General features: G+C 67.4%; 21 protein-coding genes and 1 tRNA gene. 12 read left to right on the forward strand and 10 right to left on the reverse strand.

Annotation, left to right across the window (positions count from 1 at the left end; all coding sequences use genetic code 11):
• Window positions 1–244: 244 nt before the first annotated feature.
• Both AC1C2T_RS05635 and AC1C2T_RS05640 read right to left on the reverse strand, forming a co-directional pair.
• Window positions 245–715 (reverse strand): hypothetical protein, encoded by a 471-nt coding sequence (locus AC1C2T_RS05635; RefSeq protein ID WP_495384550.1) that lies wholly within the window; start codon window positions 713–715, stop codon window positions 245–247.
• 18 nt (window positions 716–733) lie between these two features.
• Entirely contained in the window at window positions 734–1,060 is a 327-nt protein-coding gene (locus tag AC1C2T_RS05640) for a hypothetical protein (protein WP_495384551.1), read from the reverse strand.
• Window positions 1,061–1,224: 164 nt separating this feature from the next.
• On the opposite strand from AC1C2T_RS05640, the gene AC1C2T_RS05645 reads away from it, so the two are divergent.
• The 3 genes from AC1C2T_RS05645 to AC1C2T_RS05655 all read left to right on the forward strand — a co-directional run bounded on the left by AC1C2T_RS05645 (window position 1,225) and on the right by AC1C2T_RS05655 (window position 3,346).
• Window positions 1,225–1,327 (forward strand) — tRNA-OTHER (locus AC1C2T_RS05645).
• A 210-nt stretch (window positions 1,328–1,537) separates the two neighbouring features.
• Window positions 1,538–3,043 (forward strand): hypothetical protein, encoded by a 1,506-nt coding sequence (locus AC1C2T_RS05650; protein ID WP_495384552.1) that lies wholly within the window; start codon window positions 1,538–1,540, stop codon window positions 3,041–3,043.
• A 9-nt stretch (window positions 3,044–3,052) separates the two neighbouring features.
• Window positions 3,053–3,346: a GNAT family N-acetyltransferase gene (locus tag AC1C2T_RS05655; protein WP_495384553.1), complete on the forward strand. Its 294-nt coding sequence runs from the start codon at window positions 3,053–3,055 to the stop codon at window positions 3,344–3,346.
• Window positions 3,347–3,695: 349 nt separating this feature from the next.
• Here the strand turns inward: AC1C2T_RS05655 and AC1C2T_RS05660 are convergent, their stop codons facing one another.
• Entirely contained in the window at window positions 3,696–4,160 is a 465-nt protein-coding gene (locus tag AC1C2T_RS05660) for a MarR family winged helix-turn-helix transcriptional regulator (protein ID WP_495361231.1), read from the reverse strand.
• 417 nt (window positions 4,161–4,577) lie between these two features.
• Here AC1C2T_RS05660 and AC1C2T_RS05665 point away from each other — a divergent pair, with 417 nt between their 5' ends.
• From AC1C2T_RS05665 to AC1C2T_RS05675, 3 genes are all read left to right on the forward strand, one after another.
• A complete protein-coding gene (locus AC1C2T_RS05665) occupies window positions 4,578–5,699 on the forward strand; it encodes a sensor histidine kinase (protein ID WP_495384554.1) in 1,122 nt (373 codons plus the stop codon).
• A 17-nt stretch (window positions 5,700–5,716) separates the two neighbouring features.
• Window positions 5,717–6,379, forward strand: a complete 663-nt coding sequence (locus tag AC1C2T_RS05670) for a response regulator (RefSeq protein ID WP_495361229.1) — start codon at window positions 5,717–5,719, stop codon at window positions 6,377–6,379.
• Between the two features lie 258 nt (window positions 6,380–6,637).
• Window positions 6,638–7,393: a CPBP family intramembrane glutamic endopeptidase gene (locus AC1C2T_RS05675; RefSeq protein ID WP_495385397.1), complete on the forward strand. Its 756-nt coding sequence runs from the start codon at window positions 6,638–6,640 to the stop codon at window positions 7,391–7,393.
• A 192-nt stretch (window positions 7,394–7,585) separates the two neighbouring features.
• Here AC1C2T_RS05675 and AC1C2T_RS05680 read toward each other — a convergent pair whose 3' ends face one another.
• The 3 genes from AC1C2T_RS05680 to AC1C2T_RS05690 all read right to left on the reverse strand — a co-directional run bounded on the left by AC1C2T_RS05680 (window position 7,586) and on the right by AC1C2T_RS05690 (window position 9,939).
• Entirely contained in the window at window positions 7,586–8,395 is an 810-nt protein-coding gene (locus tag AC1C2T_RS05680) for a winged helix-turn-helix domain-containing protein (RefSeq protein ID WP_495361227.1), read from the reverse strand.
• Between the two features lie 496 nt (window positions 8,396–8,891).
• Window positions 8,892–9,524 carry a uracil phosphoribosyltransferase gene (upp, locus tag AC1C2T_RS05685; protein WP_495384555.1) on the reverse strand — a complete coding sequence of 211 codons (633 nt, stop codon included), beginning with the start codon at window positions 9,522–9,524 and terminating at the stop codon, window positions 8,892–8,894.
• A gap of 31 nt (window positions 9,525–9,555) precedes the next feature.
• Window positions 9,556–9,939: a hypothetical protein gene (locus AC1C2T_RS05690; RefSeq protein WP_495384556.1), complete on the reverse strand. Its 384-nt coding sequence runs from the start codon at window positions 9,937–9,939 to the stop codon at window positions 9,556–9,558.
• A gap of 147 nt (window positions 9,940–10,086) precedes the next feature.
• Here AC1C2T_RS05690 and tadA point away from each other — a divergent pair, with 147 nt between their 5' ends.
• A complete protein-coding gene (gene tadA / locus AC1C2T_RS05695; RefSeq protein WP_495384557.1) occupies window positions 10,087–10,557 on the forward strand; it encodes a tRNA adenosine(34) deaminase TadA in 471 nt (156 codons plus the stop codon).
• 247 nt (window positions 10,558–10,804) lie between these two features.
• On the opposite strand, the gene AC1C2T_RS05700 is transcribed toward tadA, so the two are convergent.
• Window positions 10,805–11,767 (reverse strand): cation diffusion facilitator family transporter, encoded by a 963-nt coding sequence (locus tag AC1C2T_RS05700; protein WP_495384558.1) that lies wholly within the window; start codon window positions 11,765–11,767, stop codon window positions 10,805–10,807.
• 194 nt (window positions 11,768–11,961) lie between these two features.
• Here AC1C2T_RS05700 and proC point away from each other — a divergent pair, with 194 nt between their 5' ends.
• Window positions 11,962–12,813, forward strand: a complete 852-nt coding sequence (gene proC, locus AC1C2T_RS05705; RefSeq protein WP_495384559.1) for a pyrroline-5-carboxylate reductase — start codon at window positions 11,962–11,964, stop codon at window positions 12,811–12,813.
• On the forward strand, window positions 12,810–15,011 hold the full coding sequence (locus AC1C2T_RS05710; protein WP_495384560.1) for a family 20 glycosylhydrolase: 2,202 nt from the start codon (window positions 12,810–12,812) through the stop codon (window positions 15,009–15,011). Before proC ends, AC1C2T_RS05710 begins: the two co-directional genes overlap by 4 nt.
• Before the next feature lie 120 nt (window positions 15,012–15,131).
• On the opposite strand, the gene AC1C2T_RS05715 is transcribed toward AC1C2T_RS05710, so the two are convergent.
• Complete coding sequence (locus AC1C2T_RS05715; protein WP_495361220.1) at window positions 15,132–15,398, reverse strand: hypothetical protein; 267 nt, start codon at window positions 15,396–15,398, stop codon at window positions 15,132–15,134.
• Window positions 15,399–15,568: 170 nt separating this feature from the next.
• Between AC1C2T_RS05715 and AC1C2T_RS05720 the strand changes: the two genes are divergently transcribed.
• Window positions 15,569–15,691: a hypothetical protein gene (locus AC1C2T_RS05720; RefSeq protein ID WP_495361219.1), complete on the forward strand. Its 123-nt coding sequence runs from the start codon at window positions 15,569–15,571 to the stop codon at window positions 15,689–15,691.
• A gap of 18 nt (window positions 15,692–15,709) precedes the next feature.
• On the opposite strand, the gene AC1C2T_RS05725 is transcribed toward AC1C2T_RS05720, so the two are convergent.
• Both AC1C2T_RS05725 and rlmC read right to left on the reverse strand, forming a co-directional pair.
• Window positions 15,710–15,832, reverse strand: coding sequence for a hypothetical protein (locus AC1C2T_RS05725; RefSeq protein ID WP_495384561.1), 123 nt, complete (start codon window positions 15,830–15,832; stop codon window positions 15,710–15,712).
• Window positions 15,833–15,865: 33 nt separating this feature from the next.
• Entirely contained in the window at window positions 15,866–16,990 is a 1,125-nt protein-coding gene (gene rlmC / locus AC1C2T_RS05730; RefSeq protein ID WP_495384562.1) for a 23S rRNA (uracil(747)-C(5))-methyltransferase RlmC, read from the reverse strand.
• A gap of 105 nt (window positions 16,991–17,095) precedes the next feature.
• Between rlmC and AC1C2T_RS05735 the strand changes: the two genes are divergently transcribed.
• A complete protein-coding gene (locus tag AC1C2T_RS05735) occupies window positions 17,096–17,671 on the forward strand; it encodes a DUF402 domain-containing protein (protein ID WP_495384563.1) in 576 nt (191 codons plus the stop codon).
• Window positions 17,672–18,195: 524 nt separating this feature from the next.
• Window positions 18,196–19,737: a DUF222 domain-containing protein gene (locus tag AC1C2T_RS05740; protein ID WP_495384564.1), complete on the forward strand. Its 1,542-nt coding sequence runs from the start codon at window positions 18,196–18,198 to the stop codon at window positions 19,735–19,737.
• The last annotated feature ends 159 nt before the right edge of the window (window positions 19,738–19,896 follow it).

Genomic DNA, 19,896 nt, shown 5'->3' on the forward strand with positions numbered 1-19,896 from the left:
CTTGGTACCCCTGGGGAAACTTTTCTTCCCCCATCCACCCCCCGCCCAAAACCACCCGCCGGGCCCGACGGGTTGCGGTGCGTCCGGTCCTCGCTTCGCTGCGGTCCGGGCGCTCCTCACCCGTCGGCTCGACGCATCGACCGGCGTATAAGGATCTATCAATTTTCATATACGGGCTGATAGATCGATATACGACGAATCGGCCAGCAGATCGCCAGCCGATTCGTTGCCTACCGAGAGTTCGCTAAGCACCGCCGCTCGCTCGACCTTCTGGATTGGGAGGTGCGACTGAGTAGGTCCAGTTGTCCGGTTGCTCCCAGAATTCGAAGAGCTGACTTTCAAGCGCCGCCAGCGAAGGCACGACCTTGTCTTCTCGCCAGCACTCCGACGTTCCCCGCATGTGCCGGATCGTCTCGGACCGTCGCCGCTTCGTTCCGCGAAGTACGAGAACCGTCGCTTCGATCAACTGTGCGACCGGGCGGTTCGCGACGTCGATCACTTCGACGATCGGCCTCGATCGTGTCGCTAGGCGGGACAGGCGCCCTGTAGTAGACCGCGTCACTCCCGCTTTGTACAGGTCTTCATCCGTGATCTGGATGATGTACACACGATGTGGTGACCACTTTGCGATGTTCTCGTGATCCGGTCGGCGTTGAAGGCTCTCAATTGAGATGCCGATCATGTCGCCGTAGGCGTGCATTCCGTTGATGAGCATTGGATCTTCCTATCTGTTTTAGTTGCGCCGGCTTGCGACATCGATCTCCGCCATCCTCATCACGGCCGCGATTTCATCGGGCGAGCCTCTCAGCATTTGCGCAGCGGTGAGTCCGCCCCACTCCTCCAGTGGCGTGTTCAGCCAGAGCGCTCGGGTCCACGCGTTCTTCATCTCTTCCTGCAGTACACGCGTGAGCTCGGCCATGTGCGGCGACGGATGACCGTCATCAGAGAACTGAAATCGAGGAAAGAACAGCCGCCCGCTGATCTTGAGTGAGAGGAGTTCGCCGCGCTGCGCTGCACGTCGGACTGTCTCCAAAGACGGGTACTTTCCCCATGCCCGCACGGCGCTTGTACTAAGGAACGGTCCGACTAGTTGGTCCCACTCCGACAGGCCCGCTGGGTCTCCACGCGCAGGAGTCATGCGGGCACCACCGTCGCACCTGGGGTCACCGCGACAGCAACCGTGACAGCAACGCACGGGCGTTCGGGGGAGTCCGTCGAAGTCGCGCCGCCCGAATCGACTGGGACGAGGTCACTCGACGGACGACCGCGGACACCCCAGATCTGACTACGGATCAGAAGGTTGGGGGTTCGAATCCCTCCGGGCGCACACTGGTTGAGACAGTAAGAGAACGGCTCGCGAAAGCGGGCCGTTCTTGTTTCCCCTCGTGTCTCCGAGCTATGGATGCCCTCAGCGAAACGCTGCCGTTTACTGGGAATTCGCTGAGTATCGGCGTGTGCGGCTCGTCGATCGGGTGACGGCGTCGCGGCGCGGCGGTTAGGCTCGGCACATCTGGGTCCCGTAATCGAGAGTTCGGATATGAGGGGTGTGCGCGTCGAGTTCGACTCGGCTTCGTTCTACCGGGTGATGCTGAAGCGCCAGCGCACGATGAATCCCGGCTCCGCCGACCGTGAGGGGCACGTTCGGCTCAGAAGCCTGCGTTCGCGTCGCGTCGCATCGCTCACGCGGCGCGTCTACGCCCTGCTCATCGCGATGGCCGTGTCGATCGTGCTGTACCGGGCGCTCGACCCGCAGTTCTCGCCGACGAACACCGAGCACGCGGTCGACATGCTCTGGATGATGCCTGCGCTCGCCGGGGGAGCCGTCGTCGGCGCGGCGCTGGTCGTCGCTTCGGCCTCGCGCGCAGGGCTTGCGGGCATCGCTCACCTGGGCATGCCTGCATTGACGCCGCAGAGTCGTTCGCTCTCCAACGGGCTCACCTGGGCGGCGATCGCCCTGCTCGGCGTGCACTTCACCGCCGCGGCGTTCGACGGGCTTCCCGGTGGCCACCGGCTGGCCGGAGTGGTGCTCGGCGTCGTCTTCGGCGTCGGGACGTTCCATCTGCACCGCCATGCCATCGAGCACGAGGCGTACCGCACCTTCAACCTCGTCGCCATGCTGCTCGCCGCCGGAAGCCTCGCGAGCATGAGCATCACGCCGACGGGCGATTGGTGGACGCGCAATTTCAGCACCCTCGGCACGTCGAACGACCTCGCGGCCGCCTGCTTCAACGTGGCCATCATCGTGTCGGGGCTCGGCATGGCGGGGCTGTCGGCTTCGCTCACCCGCGCGCTCGCGCACGGCCCGTTCGGTCTGCGGGCGGGTGCTCGCGTCGTGATGCAGACGCTCATCGCGCTCGTCGGAGTGGGGCTCATGGGCGTCGGCCTGGTGCCGATCAACGGTGCCACCGATCTGCACAACGCCCTCGCACTCGGGGCCGCCGCCTCATTCGCGGTGCTGTGCGTCGGGGTGCAGATCTTCGCGTCGCGCATGCCGCCGGTGTTCGTGTGCTTCTCCTACGTCTCGCTCGCGATCGAAGCCGCCGCGATGGTGGCGTACGACCAGCTCGGCATCTTCAACCTCACCGTCTTCGAGCTCGTGGCCTTCACACTCGTGTTCGCGTGGCTCATCGCGCTCGTCGTTGCGACCACGACCGTGCACGAGCGAGGTCAGCGATCAGCGGATGGCGCGGCTCCCGCCCGAGGCATCCGTCACCGTCACCCGCGATCCGGGTGGCCGGGCGGGCGCTCTCGACCGGGCTCCGTTCCTCGCGCCGGACGCCAGTCGGCGCTTCGGGTCTCGAGCACGCCGCGGCGGGCTTCCGCGCCGTTGCGGATCAGATGGGGCGACGGTCATCGCCCTCGCCGCGCGTCGCGGTCTCCCCGGCCGTCGCCCGGGCGACAACTGCGGCCGCCGACGGCCCCTGCGCGTCGGCGTCGTGGGTTGCGGCGAAGCAGGCGCAACCATCGGAGCGGTCGAAGCGGTCATACATGTCGGACTGGTGGACCGGCCAGACCGGCCAGACCGGCCGGGCGGGTCGAGTAGAGTCGCGCCATGGCTACCGACATCATCGAAATCGTCCGCAACGATGACCGCCACCGGTACGAGCTCACGTTCGGCGGGGAACGGGCCGGGTTCGCGCAGTACCGACTCCAAGACGGGGCGATCGTCTTCACCCACACCGTGGTGCTGCCCGAGTTCGAGGGGCGCGGCCTCGGCAGCAAGCTCGCGAGGTTCGCGCTCGACGACGCAATCGAGCGGGGTGAGCGCATCGTGCCCGAGTGTCCATTCATCGCCGCGTACCTTCGACGACACGACGGCTACGAGGCATCAGTCGATTGGCCCTGATCTGGCCCTGATCTGGCCCTGACGCGGCTGCGACGCGGCATCGATCCCCCCCAATCGGGGCAGTATCCGTGCTCTCTTCGGGCGGCTACGATTCGAGCAGACCCGAGTCGGACCCGACCGACCTTCTCGCGCTGCACCGGCGAGTCGCGTGATCGAGCGACTGCCCGATCGCCCGGGGAGAATCTCGCCGGGCCTGGTTCGGGTCGCTCGGTGGGAGGGTCTCCCTAGGAGACCGCGGTGGGGCGGGAGGTAGGGTTCCCGCCCCGCCGTCAACCTGTGGCTCAGCCGTCATCCTGTGACTCAACAGTCGAGCTGCGACGCCAGCCGGCTCGGCCGTGACGCCAGGTTGTCATCCCACGGCTTCGGCGGGCTGCTCCTGGTCGATTTCGATGCGGAGCCGGTTGCAGAGCTCGGTGAGCACGTGCAGTTCGGTTTCCGTGAGGGTCTCGCCGAACAGCCGATTGATCGACTCCATGTGCGCGATCGCGACCCGGCGGAAGAGGGCGAATCCTTCCTCGGTGATGGTGACGATCGTGCCGCGGCCGTCGCTCGGGTCGTGGAGTTTCGCCACGAGTCCGCGTGACGCGAGCCGGTCGACGAGCCGGCTCACGCTCGGCTGCGTGATGAGCACGTTGCTGTTCAAGTTCTTCAGTCGCAGCCGACGACCGGGTGCGCGCGTGATGTTGAACAGCACGTCGTATTCGTTGAGCGAGATGATCTCGCTCGGGAAGTCGGCCGCGAGTGCACGCATGATCGTGACTTGCGCACGGAACAGCGACTCCCATGCGGCGACGGTGATCGCGCGATCTGCCATGCCCGTTCCCTTCAGGTTTGTGGGTTCATCCCACAATAGGGAACCGCAGGAGGAAACGGTTGAGGGCCGGTCGTAGCGGCTGACGGTTCGGGGCGCCGTCCCTCGGCTGTTGTGGCCGTGGCGCGGTTGAGGGCCGGTCGTAGAGGCTGACGGTTCGGGGTGCAGTCCCTCGGCTGTTGTGGCCGTGGCGCGGTTGAGGGCCGGTCGTAGAGGCTGACGACCGGCCCTCACCCTTGCACCAAGAGTGTCCTGCAATCACATTCCACGCCGCCTGCCACAGCAAACAGTCGGCGCACTTCCGAATATATAACGGATCGGTAACAGGCGCTAGTTATCGTTCTGTTATTTTTCGATTTCGTCGCGATCAGCCGCCGAGAGCTGCCAAGACTCCTCCGGGCATCCGCGTACGATGCAAGGATGTGGGTCGTTCGCTTTCTCCTGACTCATGTCAAATGGGACGTACAGACCGCTGTCGTTCTCGTCGGCTTGTCGTTCGTGCCGGGTGTGGCGCAGCAGGGGCTTGAGCTGGCCGGGTCGCCCGATCGACCGCTCGATCTGCTCGGCGCATCGCTCATCGTGATCCAGGGAGGCGGAGTCGCACTATTGCGCCGATGGCCGCACTGGTCCTTGGCTCTGACCGTCTCGGCGTTCTCGGCGTACCAATTGCTCGGATTCCCCACGACGTTCGCTGCCCTCGGTCTGCTTGTTGCCCTGGTGGGCGCAGGGGCACTGGTCGAGCGGCACCGGATGCTGACCGCGATGCTCGCCCTGGGCGGTTACGTCGCTCTCGTCGCGGCGCTGATCGCGCTCGACGCCGTACTCACCGTGCTCGACGCGCTGGTCTTCGGAGTGCTTCTGGCGGCGCTGTGGGTCTTCGGCTCGTGGCTCCGATCGCAGGCCGCTTTGCGTCGCAGCCGTACTCAGAGCGCTGAACAGGAGACGATCACAGCCGAACGCGCGCGCATCGCCCACGAGCTGCACGACGTGGTCACTCATCATGTGACGGCCATGGTCGTGCAGGCCGAGGCCGGACAGTTTCGTCAGGAGATCGATCAGGGGACGCTGGACCTCCTTGCCTCCATCGCTGACGGGGGCAGAACGACGCTCGTCGACCTCCGCAGTCTGCTCGGGGCTCTCGAAGGGGAAGCTGAGACCACGCGTGCGCCCGCCGACCAGCAGGTCGGTGACCTTGTCGCCCGGGCCCGCTCGGCCGGTCAGCTGATCCAGCTCGTGGAGCGTGGTGAGCCTCGACCATTGGCAGGGGCCACAGGACTCGTGGTCGTTCGCGTCGTGCAGGAGAGCCTCACGAATGCGATGAAGCACGCGCGTGACGGAGCCGCAATGGTGGCGATCGACTACGGCGAGCGTGAGATCCTGGTTGAAGTGGTCAGTTCCGGCCGCAGCCGCAAGAGTACGGCTTCGATATCGGGGGGCCGGGGGATCATCGGGATGCGTGAGCGCGTGGAACTCGTGGGTGGCGACCTGCAGACCGAACCAGTCGGCGATCGATTCGTGGTGCGCGTGCGGCTTCCCATATGAGCGCGGACCCGGCGAGCATGCCCATCCGTGTCCTCGTCTGCGACGACCACGAGCTCCTGCGCACCGGATTCGTCACGATCATCAATGCTCAGCCCGATCTCGTGGTCGTCGGCGAGGCGGCAGACGGCGAAGAAGCCGTACGGGTCACCCGTCGCGAGCACCCGGACGTCGTTGTGATGGACATCCGTATGCCCCTTCTCGACGGGATCGAAGCGACGAGACGAATAGCGGGGCCGCAGGTCCCGGACGCGGCGCGCGTGCTCGTGGTCACGACGTTCTCGCTGGACTCACTCGTCTACGACGCCCTGCGCGCGGGCGCGAGCGGCTTCCTGCTGAAAGACGCCAGGCCAGCTGAGCTGACGGCGGGCATTCGAACCGTTGCCGCGGGCAACTCCCTGATCGCGCCGGCAGTGACCCGATCGTTGATCGGACGCTACGGTGACCGGCTGCGGCCCTCGGCGCAGGACCGTTCGACCTTTGCAGCACTCACCGTACGCGAACGCGAAGTCCTGACTCTCATCGCCGATGGACAATCGAACGCGGAGATCGCTGCACAGCTCGTCATCAGCCACGAGACGGTGAAGACCTACGTATCACGCATCCTGACGAAGCTCGACGTGCGTGATCGAGTGCAGGCTGTAGTACTCGCGCACAGAGCGGGACTCGCTACCTGGTCCTGACCCTCCGCGCGGATCGCTGATCTCCATGGCGCTTGGGTCCCCCGAGCGAGGGATCCCAAGTGTCCACCCTCGTGGGATTCGCCGTGTTCGCGAGCGACGTATCGTCATGCTCAGACCCCGAAATCGAGTAGGGGACAAGGAGCAAGAATGACGAAGTCCACGCAGGATCTCCAGCCATCAGCCAAGCGTGGGATCGAGAAACCCCGAACTCGATCCTGGATCAGAACGACCATTGTCGTCGTCGGCTTCGCCGTGGCGATGCTCGTCACGAACTCCATCGCCTCCGAGCTTCGCAATCCTGTGGCTGCGCTCATCATCGGTCCCGTCCTGGCGATTGCGATGGCATCTCTGTACCTCTGGACAGGCCGGCGCGTCGAACGTCGCGAGGTGACAGATCTCGCGTCGAAAGGCGCTACCCGTCACCTGCTGATCGGGACGGGGGGCGGGTTGGTACTGTCGGCGGTGACCGTCGGCATCCTCGCCCTTTTCGGTGCGTACACGATCACCGGCTGGGGGTCGATCGCCGGTGCGCTGGCCGTCGCCGGAACGATGTGCGCGGTCGCCGTTTCGGAAGAAGTATTCTTCCGGGGAGTCGTGTTCCGCCTCATCCAGAGTCGATGGGGCGCAGGCATGGCGCTCGGCGCCTCGGCGATCATCTTCGGACTCGTGCATATGCTCAATCCGGGCGGCTCGCTTTGGGGCGCTGTTGCGATTGCGATCGAGGCCGGACTCATGTTGGGCGCTGCGTACCTCGCCACCGGGTCGCTGTGGCTGGCGATCGGCCTGCACTTCGGCTGGAACGTTGCGACGGTGGGCATCTTCGGCACCGTGACGTCCGGCTCCGAGGCGCGCGACTCCCTAGTTACCGCCGTGACAAGCGGGCCGACATGGCTCTCGGGGGGAAGCTTTGGACCGGAAGCCAGCATCATCGCCGTCCTGGTGTGCTCGGTGGCGACAGTGCTGCTCCTGCTTGTGGCGCGCCGTCGGGGTCGACTTTCGCTTCGTCGCCGCTGATCGCCAGGGCCGGATCATCGAGCCGGGTCAGCGCTCCGTACTCGAAGGCGCCCGTGCGAACGGGTCAGTCACGAAGCTAACGGGTCAGTCACGAAGGAAACCGCGTTCAAAGAGTGCGAACATCGCTCTGGCCGATGTTTCATCGAACGGTACGAACGTCGGGAAGATGCTCGTGCGCGTCGGCTGACCGGCTCAGTACAGGTCGGGCGAGGGCGTCGACGCCTGGCGGATCGAAACGTCGGCGTGACGGTCGAAGCGGTACCCGACGCCGCGCACAGTGCGCACGATGTCTTGATAGTGCGCGAGCTTCGAGCGCAGGCGGCGCACGTGCACGTCGATCGTGCGCTCGCTCGGCGCTTCGTCGTCGGCATCCCACAGGTTGTCGATGAGCTCGTGGCGGTCGATCGTGCGGCCCTCGCGCAGCACGAGGTACTGCAGCAGCTCGAACTCCTTGTAGGTGAGGCCGGCGGCCTCGCCGTCGAGCAGTACGCGCTTGCGGGAGATGTCGATGATGACGCCGTTGGGGTGGCGGTCGGTGTCGTCGCGGGTGTCCTGACCCTCCCGCTGCTTGGCGAGCGCGGCTGGGTCTTGCAGGGCGAGCCGCACGACGTCGACGTCGCGGCCGCCCGCGGCCTCGGGGGCGAGTGCGACGGCGGCGTACGTCTCGGCCGAGGGTGCGACCTCGGCGGTGAGCGTGCGCAGCGCCTCGACGATGCGGTGCAGGGTCGTGCCGTCGGCGAGCGCCTTGGCTTCGTCGATGCCGACGTAGAGCACGAAGCCGCGCGCCTCGGTGCCCTCTGGCACGGCTCGAACCCGCGGTGCGCGGGCCGCGTCGGCCGAGGCATCCGTCACCGGAGTGGCGACGCGAGGAGCCGAGGTGACCGAGCGAAGCGGAGTGGCGGGGGTGTGCGACGGAATCGTCGGGGCGGTCGGCAGTGACGGTGCCGTGCGGGCCTGGACCGTGCGGACGGAAGCGGGTGCGAGTGCGGGTGCGAGAGACATGACGAGAATCCTTGTGTCAAGGGTGCAGCGACCGAGCCTGGAATCGGGGTCGGAACGAATGGCCGTACGGCCGGGCGAACCCCCGAGAGACGGTGGGTTCAGAGGAGTCGGCGTCGATCTGGATGCGGATCGGCTGCGGGACTCGGCGGTCGGGTCGCGGTCAGCGGCACATTCGACAACACATGGGTGCACGTGCCGGCATCATCGTGCCGGTCGTCCTGAGAGCGCCGGAGGCGGTCAGGTTGCGTGCGGTGTCAGTCATGAGCAGAGTCAAACCGATGGCCGAGCGTGTGTCAACTCATGACCGTCACGTGACGCGGTGTATGTCGCACGCGGTGCGCGTTGCGGCGGGACATACGGGAGGATCAGTGAACCCGGCGCTACGTTTGCAAGATTCTGCGATGAACGATGAGTTTGAGAAATCTTCCGCGCACGATCTCCGCCACGGTGTGTCGAGCATCGAAGATCCATCGGCGCCGGAAGTCGCCGGCCGCGCCTATACCGTGCCGTAGAGGCGATCGCCGGCGTCGCCGAGACCCGGCACGATGTACCCCAGCTCGTTGAGGCGCTCGTCGACGGCGCCGAGCACGATCGTGACCTCACGGCCGTGCAGGGCCTGCTCGACCGCTGCGAGGCCCTCGGGTGCGGCGAGAATGCAGATCGCCGTGACATCCGTCGCCCCGCGCTTCAGCAGGAACTCGATGGCCGCCGTGAGCGAGCCGCCCGTGGCGAGCATCGGGTCGAGCACGAAGCACTGGCGGTCGCTGAGGTCGTCGGGCAGTCGCTCGGCGTACGTCGCCGGCTCGAAGGTCTCTTCATTGCGAGCCATGCCGAGGAAGCCGACCTCGGCCGTCGGCAGGAGCTTCACCATGCCCTCGAGCATGCCGAGACCCGCGCGCAGGATCGGCACGATGAGCGGCTTCGGGTCGGCGATGCGCACGCCCGTCGTGGGTGCCACCGGGGTCACGATGTCGACCGGCTCGACGCGCACGCCGCGGGTGCCCTCGTAGGCGAGCAGCGTCATGAGCTCTTCGACGAGTGAACGGAAGACCGGCGAGGGGGTCTTCACGTCGCGGAGCACCGTCAACTTGTGGGTGATGAGCGGGTGATCGGCAACGTGGACTCGCATGGGCTCGAGTCTACTGAGCGCGGCCTCCTCGTCAGTGCCAGAACACCGCCACGGCGACGTTGGCGATGGCGGCGATGCCAGCGCTCCAGAGCACCGGGCGCAGCGAGGCATCCGTCTGCTCCGCCCGCTTCAGCGCGCGGCCGCGAATCACGCCGACGATGGCCAGCACGAGCACGACGAGCGCGATGCCGAGCTTCACGAACGCCTTCGCGCGATCGATCTCGGTGCCGCCGATCTCGTTGACGGCGATCAGCGCGATGCCCGAGGTGAGCTGCACGATCGAGCCGACCAGCACCGGCGAGAAGTCGAAGCCCGATCGCCTGGGCATCTGCAGGATGTAGGCGCCGATGATCGCGGCGAGGCCGACGAAATGCACGACGAGCAGGAGCAGGCGGGTGAGTTCGAGGGGTTCCAAGGTTGCCTCCGATGGGCGGGATCGAGTGGTGAGTAAGCATTCACTCACCACGATGATACGATACCGGAAGTCAGGTGTACAGGAGGCCCATGTCGACGCGAGATCGCATCCTCGATGCAGCGCCCGAGGTCATGGCCGAGCGCGAACATGATTGAGTCCGGCCGCCATCACGAGTGGATGCGCCTCGCGCTCGCCGAAGCCGGGCAGGCGCCGGCCACGCGAGACGTGCCCGTAGGTGCTGTGGTCGTGAATGCCGCCGGGGAGGTCATCGCTGCGCGTCGCAACGAACGCGAATTGCTCGGCGATCCCACCGCTCACGCCGAGATCCTCGCGCTCCGTTCAGCCGCAGAGGTCACCGGCGATTGGCGCCTGACCGACTGCACGCTCGTGGTCACGCTCGAGCCGTGCGTCATGTGCGCGGGGGCGATTCTCGCGGCCCGCATCCCGACCGTCGTGTTCGGCGCATGGGATGAGAAGGCCGGCGCAGCGGGCTCCCTCTACGACGTGCTTCGCGATCGGCGGCTCAACCACCGCGTCGAGGTGTTCTCGGGTGTCGAAGCGGATGCCGCGGCGCAGCTGCTGCTCGACTTCTTCGACGACCCCCTGCGTCGCCCGTAGCCCGCCTCACGCCGGTCGAGTAGGCGCGCCAGCGGGGCGGCCCTCACGCTGGTCGAGTAGGCGCGCCAGCGGGGCAGCCCTCACGCTGGTCGAGTGGGCGCGCCAGCGCCGTATCGAGACCTCTCGGCCGGGCGGGTCTCGGTACGCTCCTGCGTCGCTACTCGACCGGCGGGGAGTATCGAGACCTGCCCACCCGGGGGTCTCGATACGCTCCTGCGTCGCTACTCGACAAGCGGCTGCCTCGTCGTCACTCGAGACCCTTGATGACGATGGCGTCGGTGGGCGGTGCCGCGAGGTTCGGCTCGACGTAGACGTCGGGCTCGATGTAGATGACTCGAGCGGACGGCACGGCATCGCGGATGCGCTGCTCGATCGCGTTGGTCGCCGCCGCGACCTCGAGCAGGCGCTGGTCGGCGGCGAATCCGATCTTCGCGCCGACGAGCAGCTCGTCGGGGCCGAGGTAAAGGGTCTTCATGTGGATGATGCGCTCCACCTCTGGGCCGGCGAGGATCGCCTGCTCGATGCGCACGACGTCGTCGTCGTTGGCGCCCTCGCCCACGAGGAGCGACTTCGTCTCCATGCCGAGCACGACGGCGACGACGATCAGCAGCGTGCCGATGAAGAGAGTGCCGATGGCATCGAAGAGCGGGTTGTCGGTGATGATCGTGAGCCCGACGCCGATGAACGCGAAGACGAGGCCGAGGAGCGCAGCGACGTCTTCGAGCAGCACGACGGGCAGCTCGGGAGCCTTGGCGCGCCGAACGAACTGCACCCAGCTCAGCTTGCCGCGCACGTGGTTCGACTCCTTCACGGCGGTGCGCAGTGAGAAAGACTCCAGCACGATCGCGATCGAGAGTACGAGGATCGGCAGCCACGGCACGTCGAGCGCATGCGGATGCTGCAGCTTGTCGATGCCCTCGTAGATCGAGAAGAGCCCGCCGACCGAGAACAGGATGATCGAGACGACGAACGCGTAGACGTACCGCTCGCGGCCGTAGCCGAACGGATGCTCCTTGTCGGCCGCACGCTTCGCCTGACGGCCGCCGAAGATGAGGAGCAGCTGGTTGCCGGCGTCGGCCACCGAGTGCACCGCCTCGGCGAGCATCGAGGACGAGCCCGAGAAGAACCAGGCGATGAACTTCGTGATCGCGATTCCCGTGTTGGCGAGGAATGCCGCGATGATGGCTTTGTTGCCGCCCGATGCGCTCATGGAGCAATCCTAAAGGGGCTGCGATGGGCTGCGTTGATCAGAGCCCGATGCGCTCATGGAGCAATCCTAAAGGGGCTGAGATGGGCTGCGTTGATCAGAGCCCGATGCGCTCATGGAGCAATCCTAAAAGTGGCGGCGGAGCGGAAATGTGCGCTCCGGGCACAGCATCCGACCCCGAACCTAGGATGGTCGCTATGAGTGCCGACGCCCCCGTCAGACTGCCCGCGATCGCGTTCCTGGGGGCCGGGTCGATGGCCCGCGCCGTGCTCACGGGCCTGTTGCAACCGGGCGTCGAGGTCGCCGGCGGCATCCGCGCGACGAACCGCAGTGCGGAGAAGGCTGCCGAGCTCGCGAGCCTCGCCGGCGTCACCGCGTACGCCACTGAGACGGATGCCGCAGCGAACCGCACCGCGGTCGCGGGCGCGAAGCTCGTGGTCGTCGCTGTGAAGCCCGCCATGGTACCGGCGCTCCTCGAGGAGATCGCGGACGCGCTCGAGCCCGGCTCAGTCATCGTGAGCGTTGCCGCCGGGGTCACCGTGGCGACGTTCGAGTCGCTGCTGCCCGAGTCGGTCGCGGTGATCCGCTCGATGCCGAACACCCCGGCGGTCGTCGGCCGCGCGGTCACCGGCATCTCGGCCGGCACTCGCTCCAGCGACGCCGACCTTGCGCTCGCCGTGTCGCTCTTCGAGACCGTCGGCGAGGTGCTCGTCGTGCCTGAGGAACAGATCGACGCCCTTTCCACGATCTCGGGCTCCGGGCCGGCCTACGTCTTCTACTTGATCGAGCAGATCACGGCGACGGCGATCGACAAGGGCTTCACGCCCGAACAGGCGGCAGTCATGGTCGAGGGCACGTTCCGCGGCGCGAGCGAGCTGCTCGCGGCATCCGATGCCGGCCCTGCCGAGCTGCGCCGCCGGGTGACGAGCCCGATGGGCACCACCGAGCGCGCGGTCGCGGTGCTCGAGGAGGCTTCGCTCAAAGAGACGTTCGACCGCGCCACCGATGCCGCGCTCGCCCGTGCCCGCGAGCTGGCGGCCGGGGCGTGAGCGGGCTGATCCCGAAGCCGGTCTCGTTCGAGGCACGCGACGGCGAGTTCAGGCTCGACGCAGGCACGGTCATCCAGGCGACGGATGCCGCGGCATCCGTCGCCCGCCGCCTGCAGGCCGAACTTCGCGCGGCAACGGGCTTCGCGCTGCCGCTCGTCCTGTGGGTTGAGGGGGCGCTCCAGCGCCGTCTCGAAACCCGACCGGCGGGCGACGCGCTCCCCGATGAGGGGTCTCGAGACGCTCCTTCGTCGCTCCTCGACCAGCGGGGCGTCGCGGGCGCGATCGCGCTCGACATCGACCCCGAGCTGCCGCTCGTCCTGGGGGTTGAGGAGGCGCGCCAGCGCCGTCTCGAAACCCGATCGGCGGCCAGCGCGCTCCCCGATGAGGGGTCTCGAGACGCTCCTTCGTCGCTCCTCGACCAGCGGGGCGTCGCGGGCGCGATCGCGCTCGACATCGACCCCGAGCTGCCGCTCGTCCGGTGGGTTGAGGAGGCGCCCCAGCGCCGTCTCGAAACCCGACCGGCGGGCGACGCGCTCCCCGATGAGGGGTCTCGAGACGCTCCTTCGTCGCTCCTCGACCAGCGGGGCGTCGCGGGCGGGATCGCGCTCGACATCGATCCCGAGCTGCCGCTCGTCCCGTGGGTTGAGGAGGCGCCCCAGCGCCGTCTCGAAACCCGACCGGCGGGCGACGCGCTCCCCGATGAGGGGTCTCGAGACGCTCCTTCGTCGCTCCTCGACCAGCGGGGCGTCGCGGGCGGGATCGCGCTCGACGTCGACTCCGAGCTGCCGCGCGAGGGGTTCCGGCTCGAGGTCGCGCCGGGCGGCGTGCGCATCACGGGCGGCTCCGAGGTGGGCCTCTTCTACGGGGGGCTCGCGTTCCGGCAGCTGCTCGGGCCCGACGCGTTCCGGCGGTCGGCGTTGCCGGGGCGGCAGTGGCGCGCCGCGGCATCCGTCACGGTCGACGCCCCGCGCTTCGCGTGGCGCGGCTTCATGCTCGACGTCGCCCGCAGCTTCCGGCCGAAGCACGAGGTACTGCGTCTCATCGACTTGCTCGCCCTGCACCGGATCAACGTGCTGCAACTGCACCTCACCGACGACCAGGGCTGGCGCATAGAGATCCGCCGCTACCCTCGGCTCACCGAGGTCGGCGCATGGCGGCCCGAGTCGCAGCTGGGGCACGGGCCCGAATCGACGCTCGACGGGCGCCCGGTCGGCGGCTTCTACACGCACGACGATCTGCGCGAGATCGTCGCGTACGCCGCTGAACGGAATATCGAGGTCGTGCCCGAGATCGAGACGCCCGGCCACGTGCGGGCAGCGCTCGCCGCGTATCCGGAGCTCGGCGTCACCGCCGGGCCGTACGAGGTGTGGACGCGCTACGGCATCAACGACGACGTTCTGAACACCGAGGAATCGACGGTCGACTTCTTTCGCAACGTGCTCGACGAGGTCATGGAGGTCTTCCCGTCGCGGTACATCGCGGTGGGCGGTGACGAGGCGCGCAAGACGCAGTGGGCGGTCGATGCGCGCACGCGGCAGCTCATGGCCGAACGTGATCTCGCGACGCCGAACGAGTTGCAGGCGTGGTTCATCCGCCGACTCGACGCTCACATCACCGCGGCCGGCCGGCGGCTCTACGGCTGGGATGAGGTGCTCGAGGGCCCGCTTGACCCGGGCGCGACGATCGCATCGTGGCGGGGCATCCGTGGTGCCCAGGTCGCCGTGGCCCGAGGTCACGACGTCGTGCTCTGCCCCGACGACTTCGCCTACCTCGACTACCGGCAGTCGGATGCCGCGGACGAGCCGATTCCCGTCGGCACCGTGCAGAGCCTCCGCGACGTGTACGACTTCGAACCCCTGCCGGCGGATGCTTCGGAGGCGACGCGGCGCCATGTGCTCGGCGTGCAGGCCAACGCCTGGAGCGAGCACATGGACACCGTCTCGCGGCTCGACTACATGGTGTTCCCGCGGCTCGCGGCGTTCGCCGAGGTCGCGTGGAGCGGTGCGGGCAAGCACTGGGAGGACTTCGCGGCGCGCCTGCCCCTGCAGCTCGCGATCTACGACGCCGTCGGGGTCGCGTACCGCCCGCTCGACGGTCCGCACCCGTGGCAGAGGCGGCCCGGTGTCCCCGGCGCGCCTCGCGACAAGGCCGACCGGCAGGCTGAACTCGCCGCGCTCACGGCCGACCTGCTCGAATAGCACTGCGCCTGCCCCGTCCGCAGGATGAGCGCTCGAAGGCAGCCGTTATCGACGGTCGTCGGTGCGCTCATCCTGCATTCGATGGCTCGGCTCTCGCGCCGGCGCTCAGCCGCTCGGTCGTTACGCCGCGGTGCGCGCCGCGGTGCGCGCCGTGCGCGAGCGGTGCGCACCGAGCACGGCCCTCGCCAGCAGCACGCACGCGCCCACCAGCAGTACGACGCCGACGGTCGTGGCTCCTCCGACGAGCCCCGCGAGTGCCGCGTCGGGGTGCTCACGGGTGAGCGTCGGGTCGGATGCGATTTCGCCCTCGAAACCGGCGGCGAAGCCGATCATGAACAGCCAGAACGCGACGACGACGGCCCCGGCGATGGGGTTTACCCTCCGCATGTCACTCTCCTTCAGATGACCTTTCAGCTTAGCCCATGCTGCGGAAAAATACCTGAACATGGCCGAATTCCGAGCGGCAACGCGGTTCGCTCCGAGCGGACATGACTTCTGTCGCGGGGTGGGCTATGGTCAGGGGAAGCCCGCCAGCTGACGAAGGGAAGCGAGCTCGAATGTCTGAAAAGAACACACGTGGGAACGCCACGAAGAAGCAGGCCCAACTCTCGTTGAAAGAGAAGCGAGCGCAGAAGCGCGAGAAGACCGACGAGGGATTCATCAAGACGCGCAAGCGCTGACATCCAGCCGCCGCGCCGTCACCCGTAGCGCTCGAAGTAGCGCCGCTCGGCCGCTGGGTGCAGCGGCATCGACCCGGTGTCGATGAGGCTCGAAGGCGTCAGATACTGCAGCCCGGCCGAGCGCTCCGGAACGAGTCGCACCGCATCGTCGATGAGGAGCCCCGAGACAGCCGCTCAAGCGCGCTCGAGCAGCACCATCACCTCGAAGTGCGTCGTCTGCGGGAACATGTCGAAGACGCGACCGCGTACCGGTCGCAGCGACGGCATCGCCTCGAGATCGCGCGCGAGCGAGGCGGCGTTGCAGCTCGAATACAGCACATGACGAACATCGGATGCCTCGAGCCATCCGCTCAGCTCACGGCCGATGCCCCGCCGGGGCGGGTTCACGATCACGAGATCGGGTGGCATCTCGGAGCCGAGTGCGAAGGCCGTGGCGTCGCCGGCTTCGAACCGCACTCGTGAGAGCGCGGCATCCGTTCGGCTGAGCTCGGCGCTCGCGACCGCCTCGACACTCGTCTCGATGCCGGTGACGGATGTCGCGGCATCCGCGATGTGCAGCGCGAAGCCGCCGACGCCCGAGTAGAGGTCCCAGGCCGAGTCAGGGGCGAGCCCGCGCACCCAGTCGCGCGCCTCGACGTAGAGCGCTTCGGCGATCTCGGTGTTCGTCTGGAAGAAGCTCTGCGGGCGCAGGTGCATCGTCACGTCGTTCAGGCGCATCGGCAGCGTGGAGGCCTCGGTGAAGACGATCTCGTGGTCGCCCTCGAGCACGGCCTTGTGCTCGGGCAGCACGTTCGCCGTCACGACGCGGGCGTTCGGCAGCTCGGCGAGGAGCCACGGCAGGTGCTTGCGGATGCGGCCCACCGGTTCGGTCGAGCGCACGACGAAGCGGATCATGAGCTCACCGTCGGGCGACTCGGTGAGGATCAGGTGCTTCAGCTCGCCCGTGCGGGTCGGCACGTCGTAGGGAGTGAGCCTCGCTCGCGTGATGAATGCCGAGATCACGGGGAACGCGGCGCGATGCCCGGGGGAGCAGATGCCGCAGGCTTCGAGGTCGATGCCGTGGCCGTCGGTATCGAGGATGCCGATCGTCGGGGCATCCGTCGTGCCTGCGATCACCATCTTCGCCTTGTTGCGGTAGCCGCCCTCGCGACTCGCGACAGGTGGCAGCCAGTCGAACTCGGCGTGCGTCTTCAGGAGGTCTTCGGCGTGCCGCTGCTTGTCGGCGAGCTGCCGTTCGTAGGGCTGCCCCATGAGCGAGCACGAGGTGCAACGCCCGGCGTCGAAGTAGGAGCAGTCCACGGGTTCCAGCGTAGGCGGGTGGCCGCTGTGGGTTGAGCTTGTCGAAACCTGCGGGTGTCGACCGTCTCGAGCGACGGCGCGTGAGGACGCGGATACGGTGGTCGCGTGAGTACAGCTGACGTCCGCCCCGGCGCACCCGGCGCACCCGGCGCACCCGCGCGTGTTCGCGTTCGCGCGTCCAAGTGGGACGGCCGGCCGCACTGGGAGTTCGACGGACTCTGGCTCGGTGCCGACGCGCACGGCGACTGGGTCGGTTTTCCGGCGGGCACGCGGTTCGCGCGGCCTGGAGACGCGTTCACCGCGACCTGGGAATCGGTTTCGCTCTTCCCGCGCGCCGGCTGGGCGGCCGGGTTCAACGCGGGCCATCCGCGCGGGCTCGGTATCTACGTCGACCTCGCCACGATTTCCGAGTGGCGAGCGGATGCCTCGGGCTCGACGGTCTGGACGGTGTCGTACGTCGATCTCGATCTCGACGTCGTCGAGCGTGCGGGGGAGCCAGCGTTCATCGACGACGAAGACGAGTTCGCGGAGCACGCGGTGGAATTCGGGTACCCGTCCGAACTGCTGGTGCGGGTGCGAGCCGACGCCGACGCTGTGCTGGAGGCGGTGCAGCGACGCGAGCCGCCGTTCGACGGGGCGACTGCCGCAGCGTGGCTCGAGCGGCTTGAGCGGCTCGTGTGATTCGGTTGACCTCCCGGTCGCCTGGATCTGCGGATCTGTGGATCGCTCGATCTGTGGATCGTTCGGAATGCAGGATCATGGAATATGGATCGCAGGATCGCAGGATCGCAGGATCGCAGGATCGCAGGATCGCAGGATCGCAGGATCGCAGGATCGCAGGAATGGCGGATTGCTGGATTGGCGGATTGGCGGATTGGCGGATTGGCGGATTGGCGGATTGGCGGATTGGCGGAGTGGCGGAGTGGCGGATCGCAGGATCGTGGAATGGCGGATCGCAGGATCGCTCGGATCGCTCGGATCGCTCGGATCGCTCGGATCGCTCGGATCGCAGGATCGCAGGATCGCAGGATCGCTCGAATTGCCGCGCTCCCCGGCAGCCGGGATCGCCCGCGTCGCCGGGATCTCCGTATCTCCAAATCGGAGCAAACGCTTCATTCGAATATAGATCCGAAAGGATGAGATTCAAGCGTGAATTCAATCGAATACATCTTCCATTCCTGTCTGAATCTGCGATAGAATGAGGCATGCCAGCAACGACCGCCGCACTCACCGAGTTGCGGTCGGCGTGCGCTGAGGCCGATGGCATCTGGGCCGGCGCGTTGCTGGGCGAGTCGACCGAATCCGGGGTCGATGTTCGGGTCATGAGTGGCGACGGCCTGGTGCGCGTGACCGAATCGCTGGCCGAGCTGGCACGCCGTGTACAAGCGCTGCAGGCCAAGTGCGCTGCCGAACTCGCCGCTCGGTCGCGCAGTGGCGGTGACGACGACGTTGCTCGCCGGCACGGGTACTCATCTCCCGCGCGGCTGATCGCGACGGTCACCGGCGGCCGCTACAGCGACGCCGCGAAGCTCGTGGCTGTCGGTGAGGCCACCGCATCGCGAGCATCGTTCACGGGTGAGACCCTCCCGGCTCGGCATCCGCATCTGGCCGTGGGGCTAAATGCCGGCGAAGTGTGCGTCGATGCCGCAGAGACGATTCGTCGATTCCTCGATGGCGTCGCACTTCGTACCGATCGAGCCGAACTCGACGAGGCCGAGCGGTTTCTCGTGGAGCGGGCCCCGCTCGTCGGCGTCGACGGTCTCGTGCGACTCATCAAGCAGCTGCAGGCACGACTCGACCCCGACGGCGTGAAGCCGAGAGAAGACGAGTTGCGTGCGAACCGTGGGCTTCGCATCTGGGAGGATCGCGCCGGCATGATCCAACTGCAGGGCGCATTCGATCCGGCCAACGGCGCGCCAGTCAAACTCGCCATCGAAGCGCTCGTCGGTGCCGAGCTCCGCCGGGCCCGCGATGCGAAACGCGGGTTCGTTGCCGGCCCCGGTGAGCGCGACCATTTCGACCGTGCAAAGAATGCCGACGATACGACGGCTGCCGGCGATGCGACTGCTGCCGATGAGACGACAGATGCCGACGGTGTCGACGGTGTCGACGGTGTCGACCCGATCTTCGATGAGCAACGGACGATCGCCCAGATGAATGCCGACGCATTGGCCGACATCGCTCGCCTGTCGCTCGGGGCGAAGAACGCGCCCGCGGCGCTTCGCCAGGTCACGGTCGTCGCCCGCGTCTCAGCTCAGGCGTTGGGGTCGGGGCGAGGGCACGCCACCATTGACGGCATCGACCAACCGGTATCGGTCGCGACCGCGCGTGAACTGGCGCTTTCAGCGGGAGTCAGCCCCCTGTTGCTCGGCAACCGCAGCGATCCACTCGAGCTCGGCCGTGCCGCCCGCCTCTTTACCTCGGCGCAGAAGATCGCACTCGTCGAACGTGACGGCGGCTGTGCTTGGCCCGCGTGCGAGCGGCCGCCCTCGCACGCGCAGGCGCACCACATCCGGTGGTGGAAGCGGCATCGAGGCCGCACCGACATCGAGAACGGCATCATGCTGTGCTCGCATCACCACCACCGCGTCCATGACGACGGCTGGATCATCACCATCCGCGACGCGCAGACGTGGTTCACGCCTCCGGTGTACATCGACCCGCAGCAGCGACCACGCCCCGGCAATCGACGGTTGCCGGTTGACTGGGCCGATGCCTCGCCAGCCCCTCGGGTCGCTGCAGCCTGAACGCGCGGTCAGAGCGAGCGGCAGGTGGCCGGTTGCGCGGGTCGAAAGCTATGGATTGAGCGTGCCGAAGCCGGTGGATGTCGAGGTCTGTCGGTTGAGCGTGCCGAACCGGTGGATGTCGAGGGCTGTCGGTTGAGCGTGCCGAAACCTGGCGCTGAT

It is taken from the genome of Agromyces sp. Y558 (genome assembly GCF_059445415.1).

Bases quoted from the DNA above. Each gene is read 5' to 3' on its own strand.
- AC1C2T_RS05670 (WP_495361229.1), top strand. From the start codon at position 5,717: ATGCCCATCCGTGTCCTCGTCTGCGACGACCACGAGCTCCTGCGCACC.
- upp (WP_495384555.1), bottom strand. From the start codon at position 9,524: ATGCGAGTCCACGTTGCCGATCACCCGCTCATCACCCACAAGTTGACG.
- proC (WP_495384559.1), top strand. From the start codon at position 11,962: ATGAGTGCCGACGCCCCCGTCAGACTGCCCGCGATCGCGTTCCTGGGG.
- AC1C2T_RS05680 (WP_495361227.1), bottom strand. From the start codon at position 8,395: ATGTCTCTCGCACCCGCACTCGCACCCGCTTCCGTCCGCACGGTCCAG.
- AC1C2T_RS05700 (WP_495384558.1), bottom strand. From the start codon at position 11,767: ATGAGCGCATCGGGCGGCAACAAAGCCATCATCGCGGCATTCCTCGCC.
- AC1C2T_RS05660 (WP_495361231.1), bottom strand. From the start codon at position 4,160: ATGGCAGATCGCGCGATCACCGTCGCCGCATGGGAGTCGCTGTTCCGT.
- AC1C2T_RS05665 (WP_495384554.1), top strand. From the start codon at position 4,578: ATGTGGGTCGTTCGCTTTCTCCTGACTCATGTCAAATGGGACGTACAG.
- AC1C2T_RS05715 (WP_495361220.1), bottom strand. From the start codon at position 15,398: ATGCGGAGGGTAAACCCCATCGCCGGGGCCGTCGTCGTCGCGTTCTGG.
- tadA (WP_495384557.1), top strand. From the start codon at position 10,087: ATGATTGAGTCCGGCCGCCATCACGAGTGGATGCGCCTCGCGCTCGCC.
- AC1C2T_RS05720 (WP_495361219.1), top strand. From the start codon at position 15,569: ATGTCTGAAAAGAACACACGTGGGAACGCCACGAAGAAGCAGGCCCAA.
- AC1C2T_RS05650 (WP_495384552.1), top strand. From the start codon at position 1,538: ATGAGGGGTGTGCGCGTCGAGTTCGACTCGGCTTCGTTCTACCGGGTG.
- AC1C2T_RS05675 (WP_495385397.1), top strand. From the start codon at position 6,638: ATGCTCGTCACGAACTCCATCGCCTCCGAGCTTCGCAATCCTGTGGCT.
- AC1C2T_RS05635 (WP_495384550.1), bottom strand. From the start codon at position 715: ATGCTCATCAACGGAATGCACGCCTACGGCGACATGATCGGCATCTCA.
- AC1C2T_RS05655 (WP_495384553.1), top strand. From the start codon at position 3,053: ATGGCTACCGACATCATCGAAATCGTCCGCAACGATGACCGCCACCGG.
- AC1C2T_RS05740 (WP_495384564.1), top strand. From the start codon at position 18,196: ATGCCAGCAACGACCGCCGCACTCACCGAGTTGCGGTCGGCGTGCGCT.